14 protein-coding genes and 1 other RNA gene are annotated in these 21,302 nt (G+C 27.3%); 11 read left to right on the forward strand and 4 right to left on the reverse strand.

The features are described 5' to 3' along the window. Positions 1 to 8: 8 nt before the first annotated feature. The 3 genes from ACY1IQ_RS00335 to ACY1IQ_RS00345 all read right to left on the reverse strand — a co-directional run bounded on the left by ACY1IQ_RS00335 (position 9) and on the right by ACY1IQ_RS00345 (position 3,187). A complete protein-coding gene (locus ACY1IQ_RS00335) occupies positions 9 to 1,343 on the reverse strand; it encodes a phosphoribosyltransferase domain-containing protein (RefSeq protein ID WP_461612077.1) in 1,335 nt (444 codons plus the stop codon). Then, entirely contained in the window at positions 1,297 to 2,379 is a 1,083-nt protein-coding gene (locus tag ACY1IQ_RS00340) for an HpcH/HpaI aldolase/citrate lyase family protein (RefSeq protein ID WP_461612078.1), read from the reverse strand. Before ACY1IQ_RS00340 ends, ACY1IQ_RS00335 begins: the two co-directional genes overlap by 47 nt. A gap of 394 nt (positions 2,380 to 2,773) precedes the next feature. Further along, positions 2,774 to 3,187, reverse strand: a complete 414-nt coding sequence (locus tag ACY1IQ_RS00345) for a RidA family protein (RefSeq protein ID WP_461612079.1) — start codon at positions 3,185 to 3,187, stop codon at positions 2,774 to 2,776. A 1,085-nt stretch (positions 3,188 to 4,272) separates the two neighbouring features. Here ACY1IQ_RS00345 and abc-f point away from each other — a divergent pair. The 3 genes from abc-f (at position 4,273) to ssrA (ending at position 7,413) form a co-directional block, all read left to right on the forward strand. Continuing rightward, entirely contained in the window at positions 4,273 to 5,907 is a 1,635-nt protein-coding gene (abc-f, locus tag ACY1IQ_RS00350) for a ribosomal protection-like ABC-F family protein (RefSeq protein ID WP_461612080.1), read from the forward strand. Between the two features lie 380 nt (positions 5,908 to 6,287). After that, on the forward strand, positions 6,288 to 6,755 hold the full coding sequence (gene smpB / locus ACY1IQ_RS00355) for an SsrA-binding protein SmpB (RefSeq protein ID WP_291560067.1): 468 nt from the start codon (positions 6,288 to 6,290) through the stop codon (positions 6,753 to 6,755). A 327-nt stretch (positions 6,756 to 7,082) separates the two neighbouring features. After that, positions 7,083 to 7,413: a transfer-messenger RNA gene (ssrA, locus tag ACY1IQ_RS00360) on the forward strand. 328 nt (positions 7,414 to 7,741) lie between these two features. Here ssrA and ACY1IQ_RS00365 read toward each other — a convergent pair. Then, positions 7,742 to 8,152: an LAGLIDADG family homing endonuclease gene (locus tag ACY1IQ_RS00365; protein WP_461612081.1), complete on the reverse strand. Its 411-nt coding sequence runs from the start codon at positions 8,150 to 8,152 to the stop codon at positions 7,742 to 7,744. A 454-nt stretch (positions 8,153 to 8,606) separates the two neighbouring features. Between ACY1IQ_RS00365 and ACY1IQ_RS00370 the strand changes: the two genes are divergently transcribed. The 8 genes from ACY1IQ_RS00370 (at position 8,607) to ACY1IQ_RS00405 (ending at position 21,210) form a co-directional block, all read left to right on the forward strand. Next, positions 8,607 to 9,212 (forward strand): hypothetical protein, encoded by a 606-nt coding sequence (locus tag ACY1IQ_RS00370; RefSeq protein ID WP_461612082.1) that lies wholly within the window; start codon positions 8,607 to 8,609, stop codon positions 9,210 to 9,212. Between the two features lie 84 nt (positions 9,213 to 9,296). Beyond that, positions 9,297 to 10,694, forward strand: coding sequence for a Wadjet anti-phage system protein JetA family protein (locus ACY1IQ_RS00375; RefSeq protein ID WP_461612083.1), 1,398 nt, complete (start codon positions 9,297 to 9,299; stop codon positions 10,692 to 10,694). Position 10,695: 1 nt separating this feature from the next. After that, on the forward strand, positions 10,696 to 11,349 hold the full coding sequence (locus tag ACY1IQ_RS00380) for a DUF4194 domain-containing protein (RefSeq protein WP_461612084.1): 654 nt from the start codon (positions 10,696 to 10,698) through the stop codon (positions 11,347 to 11,349). Next, positions 11,333 to 14,635 (forward strand): ATP-binding protein, encoded by a 3,303-nt coding sequence (locus ACY1IQ_RS00385; protein WP_461612085.1) that lies wholly within the window; start codon positions 11,333 to 11,335, stop codon positions 14,633 to 14,635. The genes ACY1IQ_RS00380 and ACY1IQ_RS00385 overlap by 17 nt, the downstream gene beginning before the upstream one ends. A 10-nt stretch (positions 14,636 to 14,645) precedes the next feature. Continuing rightward, the gene (locus ACY1IQ_RS00390; protein WP_461612086.1) at positions 14,646 to 15,866 is read left to right on the forward strand and encodes a Wadjet anti-phage system protein JetD domain-containing protein; all 1,221 of its coding nucleotides are present in this window, start codon (positions 14,646 to 14,648) and stop codon (positions 15,864 to 15,866) included. Positions 15,867 to 17,145: 1,279 nt separating this feature from the next. Beyond that, complete coding sequence (locus tag ACY1IQ_RS00395) at positions 17,146 to 18,618, forward strand: DUF5677 domain-containing protein (protein ID WP_461612087.1); 1,473 nt, start codon at positions 17,146 to 17,148, stop codon at positions 18,616 to 18,618. Further along, on the forward strand, positions 18,593 to 19,675 hold the full coding sequence (locus ACY1IQ_RS00400) for a hypothetical protein (protein WP_461612088.1): 1,083 nt from the start codon (positions 18,593 to 18,595) through the stop codon (positions 19,673 to 19,675). Before ACY1IQ_RS00395 ends, ACY1IQ_RS00400 begins: the two co-directional genes overlap by 26 nt. Before the next feature lie 596 nt (positions 19,676 to 20,271). After that, positions 20,272 to 21,210 (forward strand): hypothetical protein, encoded by a 939-nt coding sequence (locus ACY1IQ_RS00405; protein WP_461612089.1) that lies wholly within the window; start codon positions 20,272 to 20,274, stop codon positions 21,208 to 21,210. The last annotated feature ends 92 nt before the right edge of the window (positions 21,211 to 21,302 follow it).

Genomic DNA, 21,302 nt, shown 5'->3' on the forward strand with positions numbered 1-21,302 from the left:
CACCTTAATTAGCTTTTAAAGGATACAAAGATAACCTTTAAAATTCCTAAGTTCTTTAATTTTTCTAATAAACTTTCTTTACTTTTGTTATTTAATGGTCTTTCAGTGAAATAAATTAAGTTTTTATAAGTTCCAATAGGAATATTATAGATATAATTTTTATTAGATTTGTTAAATAGTGAATCCATTTCTATTTTATTTTTTATCCCATAGAACTCATAACTATAATCACAATATATTGGACTTATAGTAGATGAATGAAAAAGTACATTATCACCTAAATTACAAGCTACAAGGCTTGGCATAAATATAAACTCTTCATGTCCAAGGCATAAAGTAGGACTATCATCAATTTTATCTTTAATTATTTCTGTAACCTTTTCTACTTCCCTAAATAAATTGTTCCAATCATAAGGAGTCATACCAAATCTACCACTATATCTATGAAATTCCTCTATATTTTCTTTATGATCTATTAGTACTTCCTCAGAAGAAATTGTATTATCTAAAGTTACAATATCAGTTTTAACTTCAGTTACTTCACCAGATTTTTCACAATTAAAATTTCCCTTAATTAGAGAAAATGCAGATAAGTTGATATCTTCTATGTCATTAAAAAGTTTTAAATTATCAGCACTTCTCCAATCTAAAATAGATATAATAGAAAAGTTATTACATTTTAGATTATTATTTAGTTCCTTTATAAGATTTAATGAAGTTTTACCAGTGGTAATTTCATCATCTACAAGTACAATTTCATCACAATTCATAAGTAGCTCGTTATTAAGAGGATACATAAGATGGTCAACAGCATGAGAATGTTCCTCTTTAAAAAGACAATAGGATTTTAATGAAAGTAATTCATCTCTAGTGGTTTGAATATAATAGGCATTTTCAAAAGAAGATGCAACAGCCTGTCCTAAAGCGGTAGCTGTTTCAGCAAAGCCTATAAATAATGTTTTTTTATTTAGAGTCAATTTTTCATTTAAAATATGCAAACTATCTTCTGAAATTTTATTAATGGAAGTAGTATTAATATTTATTAAATCCTCAACTAAAGGTTCTATATTATTGTCCACTATATTATTTTTTTTAGAAAAATAATCTCTTGCAAGAATATTTCCTATAAGCCTTAAGTTATAAGGTGACATAGGTATATGTTTTCCAATAACTTTGCTAACAAATAAAAAACTCCTTTTAGGATTTTTTCTTGCTGCTACAGAAAATAGGGCATTGTAGGGAATATTATATTGATTTTCTGTTATCTCTATATCTAACTGTAATTTATTTTGTATATTAAAATTGAGATGATCTAGACAATATGTCTTTGTAAGTAAATCCATTATTTAAAACCCCCATAATCTTTGCTCTAAGTAAAATATTTTTAGCCCACATTAAATGAGGCTTAACTTCGTTCATTTTATTATTAAAATTGCTCTTTAATACACCATTACTAGAAGAATCAACTATTTTCTTAGCATCTATATAGTCTTCATAGGTAACAACATATAGAGAGTTGACTACATTCACTTGCTTTGGATGTATTACCACTTTACCAGTTAACCCATTTATAATATCTAGGTGTACTTCTTTAATAAGGCCAGATAATACATCTATATTGTGAATATCATAATATTCATGTACAACTCCCGATATTACAAAGTCTTCTGGTTTAAACATATTTATAATATCACTTATACAATCACTAATGGATACTACATCATAGATAGTATTACCAATTCCACGTCTAATTCCTAAAATTCCACATAAATCTGTTCCACCAATTCTTATGTTTAATACATAGGAATTATACTTTTTTAATATATCTCTAATTTTTATAAGTTCATTAAATCTATGTTCTTTGTATAGAATTTCATAGGATTCCAAGATTGGCATTCCATAAAGATGTGTATTATTTTCCAAGTTATACTTTTCTAACTTATCAAAATATTCCGCTCCTATGGAAGCTGTGAATTTTGGAAAAACAAATCCACAAAGTGCAGATTTAGGACAATTCTTAAGACAGAAGTCAAATTGATTAACATTTCTAACTCTTATAAATAAAAGAGGAAGATCCTCTAAAGAAATTTCACACTTTGAAAGTTTAGTTTCTATTTCTATAAACGTTTCAATAAGATTTTTTTCTGCTATAGCAAGATTTGAATCGGATACAGCATCTTCTAAACAAATTATTATAGTATTTGCGCCTAATTTTTTCTGAACTAATATATTGTTAAATAAATTTTCTTTTAGAGGATTTATGTAAAGTGTAGCACCTAAGGAATGAGATAATATTTCCTTTGAAGAATGTAATGAATATTCTTCTGGTGGAATGAAAAATATCTCTTTGTAATTGTCTATATGTCGAAAATAGTTCATGTAATAACCTCCGTCTAGTTAAGGCAATTTTTACGTGCCTAAATAATTAAAAATATAACGAACTTCTATAATTACTATAATATAATATTTGCTTAATTAATATAACTAAAATATTTTAGATTTAAAAATATTTTATTAAGAGCTATGGAGTAAAATAGCTATAGATACATAAGTAGATTATAAGATAGTACATGTTTTTTTATAGTGAGTAATTAAATAGATAGATAAGTACGGAGGAAAACACCTAAAATATAAAAATGCCGAATAAAATATGGCATATAATATTCTTAAAATGCAAATTAAGGGAAGTCACAAATAAAGTGACTTCCCTTAAAAATTTATATATTATCAATACTATTTAAAAACAGCTCATTTTAATATTTATACTTAGTTATTATTTAGCTGCCCAAATGTCTATTTCGATTTTTAATTCTGGTAATCCTAATGCTGTAATATAAGCAATTGTCATTGATGGTGACGGTACATTAAATAAATGGTCCCATAAATCGTCAAAGTAATCCCAATCAATTTCTTCAGTTGCCCAAATATTAACTTTTACAACATTTTCAGGTGATAAATTTTGGCTTTTTAACAAATTAGAAATGTTGTTTAAGGTATTTTTTACTTGTTCATTAAAATCCTCTGGAATATTTTCATTAATATCAATTCCAATCTGTCCAGAAAAGCTATACCATTCGGCATTTTTAGCAATATGTGTCACATGACTATATTTGCCAACTGGCTTAGGATATTTTAATGGGTTTAACCTTGTAACTACTTTTTTATTATTATTTATATTATTCTTCATCTCTATTACTCCTTTAAATCTAATAGAATGTTCAAGTAAATTTAATATCAAATTATTTTGAACATACTCTAACTATTTTCTTTTATTGTTACTTGCATAAATAGGAATAAATGGGCACAAATACCGATAATTAGGCATAGTTATCCCTTACCCAATAATTTTAAAAGAAAACAGCAGTGGAGTATCCAATACCGAAAGATAAAGTCTTTATTGATCTTTTTTTCATTTGAATACCCTCCCTTAAATTTATAGTTAGTAATAGCATACTAATATTTGTTAATTTAACATAAAAATTTTCAATAGTCAATAAATTATATGTTTTATAAAAAATTAGTAATGCATTGCTAGTAAAAAAGTAGTTCAAGAGATTAATTAAGAAAGAATTAATTTCTAAATATTTATTGTTATAATTTGTGTTAAATGGTATAATACTAATTGAAATATTATGATTAAAGAAAAGGAGGTCGCAAGTATATGATAAATATTGCAAATTTAACTATAAGATTAACAACAACTAAAAATACAATATTAAATGGAATTAAAAATAGCGGCCCGATGAGCTTTAATTGTAATACAATAATTTAGAGTAAAATTGTTATTGTGATTATAAATGTCACGGGTAAAATAAAGTTCCGTGACTTTTTATATTATATATTAGCTTTTAAAAGCGATATACATCTGTAATTTACGTACATAAGAAAAAGGTCATGGATTAATCCATGACCTTTTTTCTTTTTAAAAAAGGCATCTGAAAGAAAATAATAAACCAAAGATGTTTAGTATATTTTATATCAGACAAGGCGTCAGGTTCTGCTCATAGTGGAGCTATGGGCGGGTTCTGACAACGCAGTCTGATATAAAATAGGCTAATATACTGGTGGATTCTTTTTTTGAAGATGCCAGATAAGGGGGTGAAAATTATGAAAAGATATGAAGAAGTAGACGTTAAAACCATCTAGCTAGCTCATTTGGTGGTTAAAAATCCAAGGACCTAGGTTTTTAGCCATTTTAAGTTAAGTGTCTTCAAATTTTAGATACTTAAATGGGTTACAAAATCATCAAATGAGCAATAGGAGAGGGTTAAAATGTTAGTACAATTAAATAATGTAGGAAAAAGCTTTAATGGAGAAATTTTAATTTCAAATATAAATTTAAAGGTTGAAGAGGCAGAAAAAATAGGCTTAATAGGAGTTAATGGTGCAGGTAAATCTACACTATTAAAAATGATCTATGGAGATCTTTCACAAGATGAAGGAGAAATAATAAAATCTAGAGGAAAAACTTTTGCTTATTTAAAGCAAGATAGCGGTTTGAATTTAGAAAACTCTATTAAAGAGGAGATGCTTTCTGTATTTAATGAACTTTTAAATGTAGAAAGAGAATTAAGACAATTAGAAAAGCTTATGTCCTCACAAGAAATTATTGAGGATTATGAAAAATTAGAAAAAATTATGAAGAAATATTCATCTAAAACTGATTATTTTGTTATGCAAGGTGGATATGAAATAGAAGCAAAGATCAGCACCATATTAAATGGAATTGGATTTAAAAATTTTGATTTAAATATTAAAATTTCAAAGCTAAGTGGGGGACAAAAAACAAAACTTTCCTTAGCAAAAATACTTTTGAATGAGCCAGATTTATTGATGTTAGATGAGCCTACAAACCATCTTGATTTGGAAGCTTTAAATTGGTTAGAAGGTTATTTAAAAAGTTATAAAGGTGCAGTTTTAATAGTTTCTCATGATAGATATTTCTTAGATTCTACAGTTTCAATTATATATGAAATAGAAAGAGGAAAATCCAAGAGATATACTGGTAACTACTCAAAGTATGTTTCTCTTAAAGCAGAGGAGAAAGAACTTCATATAAAAAATTATGAAAGACAACAGGAGGAAATAAAAAGACTTCAAACTTTTGTTGATAAGAATATAGTTAGAGCTACTTCTGCTAAAGCAGCTAAAAATAAGAGAAAAGCTATAGAAAGAATGGAGAAAATAGATGTGCCTCTAGGAGACTTAAAAAAGGTCAATATGAACTTTGAAATTAAGAATAAATCTTATAAAGAAGTGCTACAACTTAAAGAAGGTATTTTATCTGTAGGTGAAGGAGAAAATAAAAAAATACTCACTGAAGATTTAAATTTTGATCTTACAAGAGGAGATAGAGTGGCATTAATAGGACCTAATGGAGTAGGAAAAACTTCATTATTAAAGGTTTTAATAGGAGATTTACAGCTGGAGCATGGTTCAATTAATTGGGGCAAAGATGTTCAAATAGGTTATTATGATCAAGAACATGAAAAGTTAAATCCTAATAATACTATATTAGAAGAAGTATGGGATGATTTTCCTACTATGAAAGAAAGTAAAATACGTGGAGTATTAGGAAGATTTTTATTTTCAGGCGAAGACATATTTAAAAAAATAGGAGATTTAAGTGGTGGAGAAAAATCAAGGGTAGCACTGTCTAAACTTATGCTTATAGAAGCAAACTTGCTACTTTTAGATGAACCTACAAACCATTTAGACCTGCAGAGTAAAGAAGTATTAGAATCTGCTTTAAAGGACTATGAAGGCACAATTTTATTTATATCTCACGATAGATATTTTATAAATAAAATTGGAAACAAAGTAATGGAACTTACAAAAGAAGGAGTAAAGTGCATTAAGGGAAACTATGACGATTACATCAATGGAGAATGGAAAATTGAAAATTGACAATTAAGGATGAAATTATTTTTAGGAAAAATAATTTCTTTAAATAGATTTTTAACTAGCAATACAATTGCTAGTTATCCCACCTCTGGTAACAGTTTAATCAATGTAAAATTGAGAATGGGAAATTGACGATTGAGGTTAAAATTAATTTTATAAATTAATTTCTTTAAATAGATTTTTAATAAGAAGTTACTGCGTAACTTTAAAAATAAATTAATTCTAAATTTCTCAGTAAAACTGAGAAATGTCCATAATTGTCAATTGTCCATTGTCAATTCTCAATTGAAGAAATTGGTTTTACAGTAATTTTTTAAAATTGACAAAAAATAGTAGGAGTTATATAATTATTATCTAAAGAACATTTAAAAGCAGGTGTTGAAATGGCAAAGAAATTAGGAAACAAAACATTGGTTGAAAATAGAAAAGCAAGACATGATTATTTTATAGAAGAAGCTATGGAAGCAGGAATAGCTCTTGTAGGAACAGAAGTTAAATCTATAAGAGCAGGAAAGGCAAACCTTAGAGATAGCTATGCAGATATTAAAAATGGAGAAGTTTTTATAAAGAATATGCATATAAGCCCATATGAACAGGGAAACATATTCAATAAAGATCCATTAAGAGAAAGAAAATTACTTTTACACAAATATGAAATTGAAAAGCTTTTAGGATACACTGCTCAAAAGGGGTATACCCTTGTGCCATTATCATTATACCTAAAGGATGGCAAAGTTAAGGTAAACCTAGCAGTAGTTAGAGGTAAAAAAGACTACGATAAGAGAGATGCAATGCTTGAAAAGGCTGCTAAAAGAGATATAGATAGACAAATGAAGGAGAAATATAGATAATTAAGAAACCTTTCTAATCTATCCATGAATTTCAGCTTGATATAATCATTAAAATCATATATCATAGTCTATGCAAGCTACAACTTGCACAATTGAAAATTGAATATGGACAATTATAAAAACTTCTTTTTTAGAAATAGAAGTTTTTAGCTAAATCAATTAAAGGAATTAATTGATTACAATTAATTTCCACATTAATTGTCAATTGTCCATTGTCAATCGTCAATTGATAAAGGTTGACATAGTATACTAATTGCTATAAAATAAGTATACATCATAAAAATTAAATATAAACTGCGTTAAAAAAACACATAACATGGGGGCGTACTTGGTTTCGACGGGGGTACGTGGCACCTGGGAAGCGAGTCGAGGGAGCCTGTGGGCCCGCGTTAAAAAACTACGGGATTAAAGATAAACGCAGAAGATAATTTTGCATTAGCAGCTTAGTCTGCTACGTTCTACCTTTGAGTACCGCGGCTTAGGATAGGGCGTCGATAGCGGTGAACCGAGTCTAGGAAAGCTTTGACCTAGAAACGGAAATTATGAAGCTACTGAAAGTGAAACCTGGTTGGTAGGGGTTCACTAGAGGGAATGTTAAAATACCAACTGCACTCGGAGATGCCTAGATGTGATGGCTTTCGGACAGGGGTTCGATTCGTAAAAGAGTCGCCTTTGAGAGTGATCTCAAAGTGAAAACTTGGCTTTATCGGTGAAACCTTAACACGTGACGGTGAAGGCAATACCGAGAGGTATGTGAGGAAACTCAACAGCCTTGTATCGACTTATAGGCTTCTAATCTAACAACTAAGTTAGCAAGAAGCACTAGGATGGAAGTTACAAACTAAACTACAACTTTCATAATACGCCAAGGAACTTAAAACAAAACTAAGTTCAAAATATAGTCAGCACCATTAGAAATAATGGAAGAGGGTGTCCCCTCGCCTCCACCATATAAAAAAATTCACCATAGAAATATGGTGAGTTTTTTATTTTATACTGATAAATTCTTCATAGAATCTTTCTTTATTAACTTTCATTTCCTCATTGTATCTACCATTTCTAGGAGTTACTTTTTTATATTTAGTCAATATCAATTCTGCTCGTTTTCTCTTTGTTTCTATTATTAGATAAGGTTGAATTTGCCTTAATAGTTCTATGGCATCATTATATTTTACAATATAAGTATAAGAATCTTTATGATTAATCTTATTATAATTTTTCTTTGATTTTATAGTTCCTACCTTAGTTTTTTCCTTTATCCATTGCAGTAACTCAATGGTGGTAGAACTTATACTAACACAAGGAGCTGGATATTGATTATTATGAAATTTTGTTAGCATAATGCTACCTTCCCCGTCTATTATTCCTGCTATATAGGCTTTTTCTGCATCAGTCATGTATTTCACCTTTTATTACTTATTTATCATATTAGTTTGCTATAAATATGAATTTTATACGTTAATACGCCAAGGAACTTAAGATAAATTAAGTTCAAAATATAGTCAGTACCATTAGAAATAATGGAAGAGGGTGTCCCCTCGCCTCCACCATACATATCCATGAAGCGCCTGTAGGTGGCTTAAATAGTTCCTTGCAGGCGATTATGTTTTTTGATGGGTGAGGGTAGCTCTACTAAATGAGTAACATAAGTAATATTTGTATAATAATGAAATCAGGATTAAAAATGGAATTAAGCAAAATATATAAGGTTCTCAATTTAACTGTTAAAAATTAATTTAATAGGATATGAATAAAAATGAAATATATGGACAAGCTATAACTATAAAAGAATGAAAAATAATTGGTGTATAAATATATACACTAGATATAAATTAAGGAGTTGTTTATATTATGAAAATGAAGCCAAGTATAGTTATAGCTGACTTAGAGGAGTATATAAAATTGTTTGATATCTCATTGTCAGAGGAAACAAGAAAAACATTAATGGATACAGAGGAATTTGCATATAAGTGTGACAATCCAGTAAATTTTAAGATTCTTTTTAGTAAAATAATAAGAAATTCAAAGTTTATTGAAAATATACTTGTAGATAAAGGGGCCATACCTAGCTTAATAGCGTTGATTTTAGAGAAGGATTATTATGATGGCATAGATGACTTATCAGGATATGAAAAGGAAAACGATATATATTCAAAAATATATATGAGACAAAACTATGAAAAAACAGCTGTTATTGATAAAGCATTGGAGTATTGCGTAAAAGACAACAGAGATCTATTAGAAAATACAGATGTATTTTTAGCCACTATGGACGAATATGAGCGAATGTTGGAACAAGATGAGGTAGAATGGACAGATAAAGAATTAAATAAGGAATATATAACTTTATCACATGTGTACGGTTGGTACAATAAAAACTTATGGGTTAAATTTGACGATATAAGAGAAGAGTTACGAAAGTCTAAGAAAGATAATAAACATAGTAAGGTTGCATAGTGTAGATTTAAATATATTTTACTATAAGAATAAAGAAATTTATTTAATGACAAATAAGTGTAGCTAAATTTTAGGAGGAGTAAGATGGAATTATTTCAGATTATACCTAGTAACTTTTTTAATATATTCTTATCTGATAATAGAGAATTATATATACAGTCAATGCTACAAATATATAAAGAAACTAAAAGTAATAGTTATGATTTAACAGTAAGTCAATGTGAAGAAATTCTCAGCAAATATCATAACGATAAAATTTTCAAGTATAAGCCTGAGATTTTTGATAAGGAGATATTAGATGAAAAAGTAATTGAGGGTTATGCTAAAAAAATCATAAAGAGCTTAATTCATTATGGGTGGCTGGAAGAAAATATTGTGTTTGAAGAAAAGGCTATATACATATCTATACCATCATATTCTATACAATTTGTAGAAGCCATTAAAAATATAATAAATCCAGCTACCTTCCAAACTGAAAAATGCATTACTAATATATATGTAAATATCAAGGCTATAGCAAAGGATAATATTATTTCATGGATTCATGTGCAGAATTCATATGATAGCATTATAGAACTTGAAAGATTATATCAAGAAATGACTTTTAATTTAAAAATTTATTATAATAGGCTTTTACAAAAAAGCAATATTTCAAATCTCATAGAGGAGCATTTCGATAATTATACTTTATCTCCACTTTTTAATAAGTATTTTTCGTTAAAAACTGATGATAATGTCTATAAATATAGATATGAGATTATTTCAATAATTAATAATATAATCAATGATGATGAACTAGTGAATGTTATAGCTAAACAGCTTTCGACAAAGAAGCGAATAAATGATAATGAAGCTGAAGATGAGATTTTGTTGTGTTTAGATAAGATAAAAACTACATTAGAAGATATAGATAGAAGGCAAAGTTTAGTTAATAAAAAACATAATGAGTATGTAGCTGCTACATTATATAGAATCAACTATTTAAAAAATAGAGACGAAGATTTTAAGGGAAATATAGTTAATATATTGAGATTTATCTCAGAAGAGAAAAGTGAAGGAATACTAGATATTATTAATAGCTATAAACTTATTTATAGCTTTAAAATGTATTCCTATAAATCTATTTATAAAGAAAAGGGTAAGAGAGCACCTTTTCAAGGGGAAGCTATAAGGGAGATTTATGATACAGGAAATAGTAATGAGAAACAGAAAGATTTAATTATTTTATCTAATAGGAATAAAATGATATATAAATTTAGAGATTCAGTTATAGAAGATTTCATTAGGATAAATATGGATGATAAAGAGAGAATTACAACTGGGGATTTTTTAATAGAAGATAATGAAGATTTTATAAAGTTTGTTATGGCTTATAAGTTATCTCAAAAAAGAAGATTTAAATATAGATCTCAAATTATAAGTGATGAGATCAAGGATTATGGTAGGTGGAGGTTACCCAATATAGAATTTAGGAGGATATAGGATGGAGATATTTGAATTAGATAAGTTAACGGAGGAATCCAAAGAATTATTTAAAAAGGTTATTCAAACGATTATAAGTAAAACCTATATTATCGAAAAAAGATATCATAAAGATAAAAACTTATATAGAGATCGTATGTATTCTTTTATAGAAGAATATGAGTCTATAGTTAAAGAATATTTAAATCTTGGTGGCTTCGATCTAAAAAGTGATAGCAACAATGGGGTTTATTATATTGAGAGTGATAACTTTAGAAATAATATAAATTTCTCAAAACTTGCTACGATTTTCTTATTATTAATTAGGTTAATGTATGATGAAAAACAGGAATCTGTTAGTATAGGTTTATTTACTACTTTTCGATATTCAGAACTATTAAAGAGTATTAATATATTTAATCTATCAACAAAGTTGCTATCTGAAAGCAAGCAGATAGAAGCATTAAAGACATTGATTAAATATAATTTTATTGAAAAGGTTGATGGATTATATACGGATCCTTCTTCTGTATATGTAATATATCCATCTATTATTCACTGCATAGATGGGAATGCTGTTAGAGGAATTTTAGAAGAATTTAAAGAAAAAATTGAAAGTAATAATCCAGAAGAAACTATTAGCATAGGGGATGATTTAGATGAGATATATAACTAAACTACATCTAGTAAATTGGCATTATATAGAGTTCAGAACTTTAGATTTGTCTAAAGGTATAAACTTTTTAACTGGAGAAACTGGTTCTGGTAAGTCTACCATAATTGATGCTTTGCAGCTAGTAATTCTAGGAGATTTGAGAGGACATTATTTTAATAAAGCGGCAAATGAAAATTCTCAAAGAAAGTTGATAGAGTACTTGAAGGGAATGACTCAAGATAACACTGACGAAGGGAAAAAATTTATCAGAGATAACATTGATTTTAATAGCTATATTGTTACAGAAGTTATAAACACAGAAACAAGAGAGAATTTTTGTCTTGGTGTAGTCTTTGAAGTAAGAAAAGATTCTAGTAATTATGATCACTTATTTTTTAAACTAAAAGGCTGTTTGCCTGAGAATGGGTTTATAAAAAATAGGAAACCCTTGTCGATTAAAGATTTAAAAGAACAATATGGGGGATTAATAAAGGTTCATACTACAGAGGAGTATAATGAACACTTCCTATACGAATATATGGGTAAATTAAAAAGAAGCTTTTTTGAAATTTTTAAAAAATCCGTGGCATTTAAGCCACCAGCAAGTATAGAAGAATTCATACAAAAGTTCATATGTGATGATACAAAGATAGATGTGGAAGATATGGTTACACCTATTAGAATTTATAAAAAAATAGAGAAAGAAGCTGAAAAAGTTGAAACTCAGATAAAGAGTTTGCAAATTATATCTGATGAATATAAAAAATTTGAAAAGTTTGGAGAAGATTATAAGGTTAGTAAGTTTATATATGATAGAAGTGAGTTGGAGTTAGAAAAAATAAAAGCTACAAAGTTGCGAGAAGAAATAAATGATGCCAAACAGTTTATTGAAAGAGAAAGTAATAGATTAAAGGAGATAGAGGTCGAGTCAAAAAAACTTGATGAAAATATAAATAATTTAAAAAATAAGATAGAAAATTCCAAGGAAATTGTTTTGCACAATGAAATAAATGAATTGGGTAATAAAATAAGTGAATTCGGAGTTATACAAAAAGGATTTTCAGCTGAAGCTATAAGATTTGGAAGATGGATTAATTGCGTAGAAGATTTAAATGCTATTTACGATGATTTAGGTATTGATGTAGAAAGATACAAAAGAGACATTAGTCAGATGAAATTATATAATCTACAGAAAGAAAGCTTTTCTGAGTTGAATAGAAAGTTATTTAAAATGTCACAGGTGATTGGAGATAAATATAAAAACATAGTAACCCAACTTTCAATATATAATAAGGATAAAAAAGATATAGAAGAAGAGTTGGGTAGATTATTAAGAGGAATAGTTTACCCTAAATCTGTTGAAAATTTAAAGAATATTTTGGAAATGAGGTTATCTAAAGTTCATGGTACTAATATAAAGGTTAGCGTGTTAGCTGATCTAATTGAAGTTAAAAATGAACAATGGCTAGATGCTATAGAAGGTTATATGAATTGGCAAAAGCTATATTTAATTGTGGAACCTCAATATTATCAAGAAGCAGTTAATACTTATAATAGTTTAGATAAAAGTAAATTTTATGATGCTGGAATAATAGATATAGAAAAAATAGCTGAGGATAAATATAAAGTTGTGAAAAATTCACTAGCAGAAGAAGTAGTTACTGACAATAAATATGCAAGAATTTATATAGATTATCTTCTTGGTAGAGTGGTAAAGTGTGAAGATATAAACAACATTAGAAATTTTAGAACCTCTATAACAAGAGAATGTTTTATTTATAAAAGTTATATTGCAAGAAGATTAAATCCAGATTTATATTTAAAGAATCGCTGTATTGGATCAAAGTCTAGAAAGTTAAGGCTACAGAAACTTAATGAAGACTTGAAACTTATAAACATGAAGATAAAAGAAGTATGTGAAATTGAACATAAATTAGGAACTTATTTAAATCTTAAAATTTATGACGATGAAGAAATCGAAGTTAAGCTGATTGAGCAAGAAAGGATTAATAGCATTAAAATATTAAAAGATAAAAAGAGAGAAAAAGAAGTGGAGCTCTCAAAGGTTAACTTATTCTATGTACAAGAACTGAAGAAAAGTCTTAACGAAGCATTAAATAAAGAAGAAGATTTACGGAAAGCAACTAGAAATTTAATTGAGGAAATTGGTAAGAGAAAACTTATTATTGAAGAAGGTGCTCAAAAGGTAATTGATAAAGAATCTGAGTGTAAAAAGATAGAAAAAATATTATATGAAAACTATGAGGATGTATGGATAAGTGATGTAGGTGAAAAGAATTTCAATAATGTGGTTAATAGATTAAAAAATTATAATGTTATTTTAACAACCTATCAAGAGCAATATGAAATTGCTGATAAAAAGAAATCAGATCAATTTAAAATAGTAACGGATCTTAGGCGAAAATATTGTATTAACAACTCATTGACTTGGGATACTCATTGTGAGGACAACAAAAAATATATCGAACAGTTAGAATTACTGGTAGATACAAAACTTCCTGAATATATTGAAAAAATTAATATGCAAAAAGAAAAAGCTTATATTGCATTTAAAACTGATTTGTTATCTAGGTTAAAGGATGCAATAGATAAAACGGAAGAACAGATAACCTTCATTAATAGATCACTTGAAAAAATGACTTTTGGAGAGAAAAAATACAAGTTCTTAGTAAGACCTAAAAACAAATATATTGATTTTTATAATATGCTTAAACATGATTTCTTGGGAATGGATTTAACGTTTAATCTTTTTGAAGAGAAGTATAAAGATCAAATAGAGTTTCTTTTTAATCTAATAGTAAACACTACACAGAATTTGTCTGGAAGTGATATGGAACAATTAAGAAAACAAATTAACATTTATACAGATTATAAAACTTATTTAGAATTTGATATGGAGCAGAAAATAGGAACAGATAAATCTGATCTATCTAAGACGTTAACTAAAAGTTCTGGTGGTGAAACCCAGAGCCCATTTTTTATTGCAGTAATAGCTGCTTTTGCAAATCACTATAGAATATATAATTCTAAAGACAATAATACCATGAGGTTAATAATATTTGATGAAGCATTTAGTAAGATGGATGAAGAACATGCTATGATTAGCATTCAACTTTTGAGAAAATTAGGATTTCAAGCAATTATTGCAGCACCTGATGATAAAATTCCAGTTATAGGACCTAATGTAGAGAAAATTCTTTATGTAAAAAATGAGAATAAAAAGAAAATAACAATAGCCGAGTTTGAAAATAAAGAAATTGAAAGATTAATTAATTGTGAGGTATGAGGCGAAGAAAATGGAGAAAGTGATAGCCGCGAAAATTATTCAACGGTATGAGAAAAGTAATAAAAGTAATCAGAATATTAGAGAAGGAAATATGTCTGTTAATTTTTCAACTTTTCATCAGTATAATAGTGACTCGAATTTTAAGTATAGAATTGAGATTAATAAAACAGCTAACAAGCTTCAGAAGGACGGACTTATAAAAGTGAAATGGGTTAGTGAAGATAATATAATTGATAGGGTAATCTTCAAATTAAGTGACATTGAGAAATTTTATTATTTGGCAGAAGTAGACGAGAAGAAAGATATTTTAAAAGGGATTGTAAATGAATTAGAACTTTATTATGGAGAGGTTAAGAATAAAAACATAAAAAATATAATAGAAGATTGGAAAAAGAAAGTTTTAGATAAGTATAAAATACCTAAGATAATTGAAGATAATAAAAGAAGAGAACTTATTTTAAAATCACTTAAAGGAATAGATGAGCTTTTAGAGAAAGATAACACTATGTATGAAAGAGTATTTAGTAAAAGATATTTAAGTGATAGCAAAACTTTTGAAAAGCATATAAGAACATCAATCTTATCTTTAATTAGAAAGTATTTTATTGAAACATGTGAAGACTTAGATGATGACGAAGTATTAAATGAGGTAGGTATAGAAAAAACTACTAGCGAACTACATATGAAGGGCAATATTCAATTTCAACTGGGATATAAAAATATAGATTTAGAAAATTTTATTTATGGAGTCTCGCTAAATTCTCAGACAATAAGAGATCTGCAACTAAAAAATTATTGTTTTGACAAAGTTATTTCTGTGGAAAATAAAGCTAATTTTAATTATCTATGTGCAAATGAAAAAGATGCATTAATAATTTTCACAGGGGGATTTTATACTCCGGTACAAAAAAGGTTTTTAAATAGATTATATGAGCAGTTGCTTGCTGGTAATATAAATATTAATTTTTATCATTGGGGAGATATAGATTTAGGTGGATTCAACATTTATAGAAATATAAAGAAATATATTTTTAATAATTTGAAGCCTTATTTAATGAATGTGGATGTAATGAAAAAATATAATTGCTATTGTGAAGAAATTGATGATGAAAATTATATATTAAAGTTAAAAAAATTATTATATGACAAGAGTATTCAAGAACTACATGATTTAATTAAGTTTGTTATAGACAATAAATCAACATTGGAACAGGAAAGTTTAATACTTTGAATGTAATGTTCATATATTAAGAGAACTTAATGGTATAACTAAATTACAAGGTCAAAACTGGGCAAAGCCAATCAAGAATCTACTGTTAGAAATAAAAAAAGAAGTAGATTTAACTTATGCTAGAAATGCATGAAATACATACTGCTGGATGGATTTTACCAATGCTTTGTTCAGAGAATCGGTCGTTCCAGCAATTACTAAATAGCCCTTTAGATAAACCCCCCTATTATGATAAATATTAAAGATAAATATCATTCTCCAGATATTATACCATAAGGTTAAAAGTTCAACACATCAGAAAACTTTAAACTACAAACGAAAAGTGTTATGATGGAAAAGTTTGCGCATGAGAAATTTGTAGATTTAGCATGCCATGCTTCGCCTCCACCATAGAAAAAATCCACAATTTTTAAGATTGTGGATTTTTTACTTTAATCATAAAAGTATATGTAATCTTTAAATTCACTGCCAAATCATAAGCTACGGCTCCACTAAATTATTTTCCGTTACGACTGTCACAGAAATAGATGCTTCTAAAAGTCAATATTGAAGCAATTTTCTAACGCCAACAACTAACCGTCCTTGGTTATATTGGCTGATTTGCCATCCTTGGCAACTCCACGAAAATTGCTCCAATCTTGACTCTAGGTATATTCAAAAAATAACTAGTCAGTATGCTTGTCTATTTTATATCATACTGCGTCGACAGGTTTCCATGATAGACCAACTATCATGGAAACCTGTCTCCTTGTCTGATATAAAATATACTTCGCATCTTTGACTAGCTATTTTGTTTCATATACCTTAAGAAGTATAACTAATGTGTTCCTAATGTCTATATGGAAAATAGATTTAGTTTTGTCTTCGATTTATAAAGTTTGATATTTGGCAATAATCTAAGAGATTTATATTAGAATTAAACTTAAGGTATAGTAAGTGCCATTAGAAATAATGGAGAAGTGTCCCTAAGCTTCTGCCAATGAAACCCTCGGCTAATTTAATTAGTCGAGGAGTTTTCTTATATATAAGATTAGAATTGTTTAGAGTAAACCATACAATAAATAAATGAGACTTTTAGCCTTAATCGTTGGTATCAATTGGTTAAGGTTATTTTTATAAGTAAAAATAGTATATTATAAAAAATAATATTTTATCCTATTTGCCTGATAAAATAAGTCAATATAGTTGGTACTGTTTATTTAATATATAGTTATCTTGGATAAATTAGCAAAAATGATATAATTAAAATGTATATATGGGTAATTATGGAGGTAAACATATGAGATATAATAAGTTATCGGAACATAAATTTAAAAAAGGCAAATTTATAGCACCCTTTAATGAGTTTGTGACACCAGTAAGTAATAATGAAACATGGTGTTTTGGTAGATTACCAGAATATATTTGGATAGGACTGATACTAAATGAATATGGTAGAAGTAAAGGAATGGACAAGGTTTATCATGTTATTATAAAGCTTAATTCAATTGATTCAGGAATTGTAGCACCAAGATTATCAGAAATTTTATCTATGGAGAATAGTAAACAAGAGGAGTTTTATGATTATGTTTTAACTATAGTTGAAAAAAAGGTGTTATCACCATTAACACTAATATTTACATATAGTGATTATCCTATTTTTGCTAAGAAGTTTGCAGAGCCAAATATAAAAGTAGAAGATAGAATTAAGCCTTTAGATGAAGTTTTAAGAAAATCTATGTATCATCAAAGTGATTTTTCAACAGATATAAGATTTATAGCTTTATATTATATGTGTATGACAGGAAAGGTAGTTATGCAAAAAGAACAAGTTGAAAATTTGATGAAGTATCCATATTTAGAGCATAATGATGAAAAAATGAGGATGTTACGACCTTCTATTCGAGCTTCAGAATTAATGATTTTAAATATGGAGAAAAAAGCAGAATGGTATTTGATTAGTTTTTGGAGGAAGATTAGTATTATGACTGAGTGTGAATTATATAGAATAGAATTTAGTGAAGAAACAGCAAATACAGAATTATATATGGAGCAATTACATGAAGTTTTTGCTTATCTATCAGAGTTATTATGTAAGGTTAATCCATTAGATAACAAAATGTTAGTTTTATTTGGAATAGGAACATACTCATATAAGCGTTTATTAGAAGTTGTTGAACATAAATTATTTAATTCTATCTCAGGTAGAGGTGCGGTTAGGATATTGATAGAAAACTATATTATGATGAAATATTTAGTAAGTATAGAGGATAAACATGAGAATGTATGGGCAGAGTATCAGTTTTATGGAATAGGCCAATACAAATTAATTATAGCTAGATTTAGAGAGCAAGAAAAAGAACTAAAAAATAGTCATGTTGATTATAAATATATGGAGTGCTTAGTTAATGAATTTATTATTGAAGAAACTATAGATATGGATACGAAGTATTTTGATAAACAAAACATACGTAGTAAAGCTGAGTTTGTTGGGGAGAAAGAATTATATGGTTTATATTATGATTATGATTCTGCATATGAACATGGTTTATGGGGAGCTATAAGGGAAAGTTCGCTATTAAAATGTGATAATCCTGCCCATCATTATCATTGTGTTCCAGATATAGAGAACAATCAAAATTTGAAAAGTGTTTGGTATGATTGCGTTAGTATAATGGAAAAAACTTTACTATTTCTAGATAGTGTTTATGGAATACCAAAATATTTGTTATCAGAGGTGATAAAAAGTGGAAGAGAATTTTTTAATGAATAAGGTTAAGGATATACAAAATGAATATTTAGAAATGCTAATAAAAATAAAACATAAAATTGATACAGTAGATTATATGTATATTATAGATGAAATTAATATATTTTGGTATTCGAAAAGAGATGTTGTGAAACTTTATTTAAGCAATATTACTCCGCAAGATAATGCATATATTTTTACTGGAGCAACATATTTAGATGTTGATGATTTTGAGCACTATCCTTTTGTTATGATGGGGAATATACATATAGTAGATGATCCATTATGTAAATATTCAAAAGTAGTACCTGAATGTGAATCGCAAGGTTTTTTAGAAACATTAAGAAATCAGATAATTTATTCCGTTGGGGATAATATAAAAATTTTATCACAATATTCATCTGTTATTTTAATATTGCCCTTACATTTGTTATACGATAATGATATGAAATTAGTTAAAAAAGCTGCTAATAATGCATTTTTGAGTTTATTTTCTGTAGAAAATATAAATATGGACACATATTTTAAAAAGTTTGACTCTATTCACGATATAGTTGCAGCATTAAAGACAGATATAGAAAGGTATATTATTTTTGATGAAGGAGAAGATTTAGAAAAAAGCTTAATAGAAAGATTTAGAGATTATATTGATAAAACAAATTTACCTCTACCAGAAGAAAAAAACGATGCTTTTAAATTTTGGATATTGGTTTATGGATTTATAGCACAGGCTTTAGATATTATATTATGTTGTACGAATTTTAAATTGATTCCGTATTTAAGATATAGAGTAACATTTCAGTATGTTACATTGTTAGGAGAAAATTTATCTGATGTTAGTGAAACAAAAGAACTGTTATTTAAATGCAAAATAGCACATGTTGTTTATACGATATTTGATAAAGAGAAAGTTAGAAATACTTCATTTGATAAATTTTATAATAGATTAAATGAATATAAGTTTAGCGATAAAGTAGAGAAAGATATAAGAAATGAGATTGATGATTTAGATAATGTAAGTATTAATCGGATAGTTAAAATTTTGAATAATAATATAGATAAGTGTTTTAACAATATATAATTTATAGAATTTATAGGGCAGGAAGTGACTTAATTAGTTGCTTTCTATTATTTTAAGTATAAAAAATCTTACTTACAATTGATACGGAGAATCGTACCATAAGTAATGATATACCTTTTACTTTCAAATACTAAAAAAGCTTTTAATAACTAATATATTACAAGCTTTAATAAAATATTTACAAGTTAGAAACAATACATATAATTTCGAGTTGTACTAAGTATGTTTTCTGAAGTTTCAAGCTCTAAAAAATATTTGCTTCTATTGATATTTAATTTAGGAACCTTTGCTTTTAATTTCATCTTTTATAATCAATCTAAACTAGTCGTTATATCAGCGTCGCAATCGTAGTGATTTCAATAGGATATTTAAAACTACTACTCCAGAAGATAAAAAACGAGGAAGATGTAGATAGCATAAAGCTACACTTTGATGAAAAGATATAGAAATATAAATAATAAAGAACGGGAATCTCCAGATGATGGGGATTCTTATTTTATTTTGTTTATAATAAGACTATAATTATAGTTGTAGATAGTATGTAAAGTACTAGATATTTGATAATTTTGTATTAATTAGTTGAAAGAGAGGGTTATATGAAAAGGTGGGCAGATATATTAATTAATGATGAATATAAAAGGGTAAGTATTTGGGATGTATTGCAATGGAAACAAAATAATCCTGAATTTTGGGAGAGAAATAAGGATTCTATTTATAGTATTCATAAAAATCTTGAAGATAAAGTACAAATGGTTTTTCAAACAGGGAGAAATAATATCTTTGGTAAAAGTTATTTTAGATATAAAGATATTAATTTTATAAGATTAGGTGAAGGGTATGAAGAATCTTACCAACATGAATTTTTTAAAGAATGTTTTTCAAGAATTAAGGTGCTTAATTTAACATTTGGTAAGGAAAATGTCAAAGTTTATGTTGATAGCGCATCTCAAGAAGAAGTAGTCTATACAAAGAATGGTAGAAAAAGAATAGTAGATGTAATGATACAGTTTTCAAAAGCTGAGCCAATGATTTATGTTGAAAAGTGGAATGGAAAATTAGCGATAGAAGTATATCAAACTCATAAAGTGGATGAAGTGAAAATAAAAGAATTTAAGGATATTGAAATAGCTATGGTAGAGTTTAATGCTTCGAAATGGTATATCACAGATAAATTTCTATCTAAGGAAGACGAAGAAAAACAATTTGAAAAAGTAATTAGTAAATTGAATAACTTTATATTTGTAAATGTCTTAAGTGACCCAATATCAAAAAAATATTTTTCTTCGGTTGAGCTAGAGAAGGAAATAAGTAAAAATGAATTGTACCAAAAAAGAATAGTTTACATGAATAGTGAAATAGAGAGCTTAAAAAAAGAAAATCAAAATTTATTAAAAGAAATAGAAATATATCGAGAAAATGATACTAAATTGAAGCAGAAATTGCGAGATATTACAATTGAATATGAGTTTTTAAAAGAAGAAATTAAAAGGATAAAATCCAAAACTTTGTACAAGCTATTCTATAAAAAAAAGTAATTTATATAAATGCTATTGAATTTATCCTATCTCAAATAACTACTTTAAAATATATTTTAGATAATGAATGTATGTTAACGTGAGTTCGAAAA

This window comes from Clostridium sp. Marseille-QA1073 (assembly GCF_054863625.1).

Coding starts and splice junctions, on each gene's coding strand:
- ACY1IQ_RS00380 (WP_461612084.1), top strand. CDS start 10,696: ATGGAGATATTTGAATTAGATAAGTTAACGGAGGAATCCAAAGAATTA.
- ACY1IQ_RS00375 (WP_461612083.1), top strand. CDS start 9,297: ATGGAATTATTTCAGATTATACCTAGTAACTTTTTTAATATATTCTTA.
- ACY1IQ_RS00345 (WP_461612079.1), bottom strand. CDS start 3,187: ATGAAGAATAATATAAATAATAATAAAAAAGTAGTTACAAGGTTAAAC.
- ACY1IQ_RS00385 (WP_461612085.1), top strand. CDS start 11,333: ATGAGATATATAACTAAACTACATCTAGTAAATTGGCATTATATAGAG.
- ACY1IQ_RS00340 (WP_461612078.1), bottom strand. CDS start 2,379: ATGAACTATTTTCGACATATAGACAATTACAAAGAGATATTTTTCATT.
- ACY1IQ_RS00395 (WP_461612087.1), top strand. CDS start 17,146: ATGAGATATAATAAGTTATCGGAACATAAATTTAAAAAAGGCAAATTT.
- abc-f (WP_461612080.1), top strand. CDS start 4,273: ATGTTAGTACAATTAAATAATGTAGGAAAAAGCTTTAATGGAGAAATT.
- ACY1IQ_RS00390 (WP_461612086.1), top strand. CDS start 14,646: ATGGAGAAAGTGATAGCCGCGAAAATTATTCAACGGTATGAGAAAAGT.
- ACY1IQ_RS00365 (WP_461612081.1), bottom strand. CDS start 8,152: ATGACTGATGCAGAAAAAGCCTATATAGCAGGAATAATAGACGGGGAA.
- ACY1IQ_RS00405 (WP_461612089.1), top strand. CDS start 20,272: ATGAAAAGGTGGGCAGATATATTAATTAATGATGAATATAAAAGGGTA.
- ACY1IQ_RS00335 (WP_461612077.1), bottom strand. CDS start 1,343: ATGGATTTACTTACAAAGACATATTGTCTAGATCATCTCAATTTTAAT.
- ACY1IQ_RS00370 (WP_461612082.1), top strand. CDS start 8,607: ATGAAAATGAAGCCAAGTATAGTTATAGCTGACTTAGAGGAGTATATA.
- smpB (WP_291560067.1), top strand. CDS start 6,288: ATGGCAAAGAAATTAGGAAACAAAACATTGGTTGAAAATAGAAAAGCA.